This window comes from Phenylobacterium sp. (assembly GCF_030645195.1).
Taxonomy (GTDB): Bacteria; Pseudomonadota; Alphaproteobacteria; order Caulobacterales; family Caulobacteraceae; genus Phenylobacterium.
In genome coordinates this window covers 1-3729 of record NZ_JAUSLW010000067.1, presented here as the reverse complement: position 1 = coordinate 3729, position 3729 = coordinate 1, and the positions used below count along the sequence as shown (strand labels likewise).

Genomic DNA, 3729 nt, shown 5'->3' with positions numbered 1-3729 from the left:
TTGGCCCCCTGACATCGCCGTCGCGCCCCCGCCAATCCGCGCGGCTGGCGCGAAGGGGCCGAACCCCGCACGGTCGTTCACGAAGAGAAGGACGCTCGGACCTCGGTCCGGGCGTCCTTTTTCTTTGCGGGGGCGTCCAAGTCTCGTAAACGAACGCCGATGTCGCAGCGCAACACGCGCCCCAACTTTCAAGTTTAAGCGTCTAGAGCCATGCCGAGCCTGAACGAAATCCGCAGCGCCTTCCTGGGCTATTTCGAGAAGAATGATCACCTGATCATTCCGTCGGCTCCGCTCGTGCCGCAGAACGACCCGACCCTGCTCTTCGTCAACGCCGGGATGGTGCCGTTCAAGAACTACTTCACCGGCGCCGAGACCCCGCCGGCCCCGCGCGCGGCCTCGTCCCAGAAGTCGGTGCGCGCCGGCGGCAAGCACAACGACCTGGACAATGTCGGCTACACCGCCCGCCACCACACCTTCTTCGAGATGCTGGGGAACTTCTCCTTCGGTGACTACTTCAAGGCCGGCGCCATCGAGCACGCCTGGACCCTGCTCACCCAGGAATTCAAGATCCCGGCCGAGAAGCTGCTGGTGACGGTCTACCACACCGACACCGAGGCCGCCGACCTGTGGAAGAAGATCGCCGGCCTGCCCGACGAGAAGATCATCCGCATCTCCACCAGCGATAATTTCTGGTCGATGGGCGACACCGGTCCCTGCGGCCCGTGCTCCGAGATCTTCTACGATCACGGCGCCCACATCCCCGGCGGCCCCCCCGGCAGCCCGGACGAGGACGGCGACCGGTTCGTGGAGATCTGGAACCTGGTCTTCATGCAGTTCGAGCAGTTCGCCGACGGCTCGCGCAAGCCCCTGCCCAAGCCGCAGATCGACACCGGCATGGGGCTGGAGCGCATCGCCGCGGTGCTGCAGGGCGTGCACGACAACTATGACATCGACCTGTTCCGCACCCTGATCGCGGCGAGCAAGTCCCTGGTGGCCGGCGGCTCCAACGGCCCCTCGCACCGGGTGATCGCCGACCACCTGCGCTCCACCAGCTTCCTGATCGCCGACGGGGTCTCGCCCTCCAACGAGGGCCGCGGCTACGTCCTGCGCCGGATCATGCGCCGGGCCATGCGCCACGCCCACCTGCTGGGGGCCGAGGAGCCCCTCATGCACCGCCTGGCGCCCGTGCTGATCGCCGAGATGGGGGGCGCCTATCCCGAGCTGCGCCGCGCCGAGCCGGTGATCGTCGAGACCCTGCGCCAGGAGGAGGAACGCTTCCGTCGCACGCTCGGCCGCGGCATGGCCCTGCTGGACGAGGCCACCGCCAAGATGAGCGAGGGCGGCGTGCTGTCGGGCGAGACCGCCTTCAAGCTCTATGACACCTACGGCTTCCCCGTGGACCTGACCCAGGACGCGGTGCGCGGCAAGGGCATGACCGTGGACATGGAGGGCTTCGAGGCCGCCATGAACCAGCAGCGCGCCCAGGCCCGCGAAGCCTGGACCGGCTCGGGCCAGGCCTCGGCCGCCGGCGAATGGTTCGCCCTGCGTGAGCGCCTGGGGGCCACGGTCTTCCTCGGCTATGACAGCATCGAGACCACCGCGCAGTTACTGGCCCTGGTGGCGGACGGCGCCGAGATCGACGAGGCCAAGGCCGGCCAGACGGTCCAGGCCCTGTTCGACCGCACCCCCTTCTACGCCGAGAGCGGCGGCCAGGCCGGCGACATCGGCGAGGCCGAGTGGGAGGGTGGCAAGGGCAAGGTGGTCGACACCCAGAAGCAGGCCGGCGACCTGCACGTCCACATCCTGGAGATCACTGAAGGCGCCCTGGCCAACGGGACGCGGGTGCGCTTGGCTGTGGACGCCGAGCGGCGCCTGACCACGCGGTCCAACCACTCCGCCGCCCACCTGCTGCACGCGGCCCTGCGCAATGTGCTGGGCCCCCACGTCTCCCAGAAGGGCCAGATGGTGGATGGCGAGCGGTTGCGTTTCGACTTCAGCCATGGCGGTCCCCTGACGGGCGCCGAACTCGACGCCATCGAGACGCAGGTCAACGCGGTGATCCGCCAGAACCTGCCGGCGGTGACCAAGGTGATGGCCCCGGAAGAGGCCATCGAGGCCGGCGCCATGGCCCTGTTCGGCGAGAAGTACGGCGACAGCGTCCGGGTGCTGGCGCTGGGCAAGGCGCTGGAGGGGGAGGGCGACTATTCAGTGGAGCTCTGCGGCGGCACCCACGTCTCGCGCACCGGCGACATCGCGCTCTTCAAGATCGTCTCCGAGGGGGGCGTGGCCGCGGGCATCCGGCGGATCGAGGCCCTGACCGGCGAGTCGGCGCGCCGCTATCTCAACGACCAGGCGGCCGTCGCCAAGGCGCTGGCCGACCAGTTCAAGACCCCGGTGGCCGAGGTCCTGGCCCGGGTCGACGCCCTGGACGCCCAGCGCCGCAAGCTGGAGAAGGACCTGGCCGACGCCAAGCGCCAGCTGGCCATGGGCGGCGGCGGCTCCGGCGGCGAGGCGGCGGCCATCGAGGACGTGGCCGGGACGAAGTTCATGGCCCGGGTCATGGACGGGGTCGGGGGCAAGGACCTGCGGCCCATCGTCGAGGAATATCGCAAGCAGGTGCCCGACGGCGTCATCGCCATGGTCGGCGTGGCCGAGGGCAAGGCCGCCATCGCCGTGGCGGTGATGGGTTCGGCGGCCGCGAAGTTCAACGCCGCCGAACTGGCCAAGGTCGCGGTGATCGCCATGGGCGGCCAGGGCGCCGGCGGCCGTCCCGACTTCGCCCAGGGCGGGGCCCCGGACGGCGCCAAGGCCGCCGAAGGGATAGCGGCGGTGAAGGCGGCGCTGGGGTAGGGTCCGAAGAGAGGGGCCACGAACCTCACGAGCGGCACGAACAGGGGCAGCGTCGGCGTCTCGCCTGCAGGGTCATCCCGCATGGAGCGCGAAGCGCGAAAGTGCGGGACCCACCGATCCCTCCGGCACGCCTGGCGCGTCGGGGCGTCAGACCCTGCCCGTGGCGCCCGCCGACATGGCCTCCGGGCTCGTGGGTGTCTCTCACGTCCCCGCCGAGAAGCGGACCCTCAGGGTGTCGCTGGTGGGTGGATTGCGGACATCGCGATCGTGCCGGAAACTGACCCTAACTTATTAGGCGGGGTCGCGAATGACCGACTATGTTGAGCTTCGCAAAAATTGGCGGCCTAGGTGGCTTGGTTCGATTCAAGAGTTCGCCGACATCGACACCCAACGCGCCAAGTGGCTCGATCCTAGCAACACGAATCCACATTGGTCGTTCGTTGAGATCATGTGCTGCTACTTCGATGACATCGGACTGACCGATCTTGGTTACAGCGGCTGGATCGAACATGGCCTGATCAGCTCCGCTGAGGCCGCGGCGGTTGCCGATTTCCATGCCATCGCCAACGCTTACAATTCGCCGCGAGGCGACGACTATGACAACGCTGCAATCCTAAGTGATCCCAAGTGGATGCATGTCGTCGAAGCCGCCAAGCAGGCTCAAGCGCGCCTCGCTGAACTTATTGCCGACGCACATGAACGTCGCCTCCTTCTGAACCCCTGACGGACGTTCCGAACGTCCGCAACGGGTGGTGGGCTCAACTGATCGCTGCAACACACTCGGCAAAGGTCTCGGCTGGCGTCCGATAGAGCAAGGTCTTTCTGGGCCGTTCGTTGAGCTGTCGAGCGATGGCGCTCAGCTGGACTTGGCTGTGCAGT

General features: G+C 67.8%; 2 protein-coding genes and 1 pseudogene. 2 read left to right on the top strand and 1 reads right to left on the bottom strand.

The genetic code is table 11. From position 1 onward, the window contains the following. Positions 1-210 precede the first annotated feature (210 nt). Entirely contained in the window at positions 211-2850 is a 2640-nt protein-coding gene (alaS, locus tag Q7T09_RS05960; RefSeq protein ID WP_304698430.1) for an alanine--tRNA ligase, read from the top strand. 307 nt (positions 2851-3157) lie between these two features. After that, positions 3158-3574 (top strand): hypothetical protein, encoded by a 417-nt coding sequence (locus Q7T09_RS05955; RefSeq protein WP_304698428.1) that lies wholly within the window; start codon positions 3158-3160, stop codon positions 3572-3574. Positions 3575-3608: 34 nt separating this feature from the next. On the opposite strand, the pseudogene Q7T09_RS05950 reads toward Q7T09_RS05955, so the two are convergent. After that, a pseudogene (locus tag Q7T09_RS05950) lies at positions 3609-3729 on the bottom strand (IS30 family transposase); the annotation flags it as partial.

What these genes read in the sequence shown, in the direction of transcription:
- alaS (WP_304698430.1), top strand. Translation starts at nt 211, where the DNA reads ATGCCGAGCCTGAACGAAATCCGCAGCGCCTTCCTGGGCTATTTCGAG.
- Q7T09_RS05955 (WP_304698428.1), top strand. Translation starts at nt 3,158, where the DNA reads ATGACCGACTATGTTGAGCTTCGCAAAAATTGGCGGCCTAGGTGGCTT.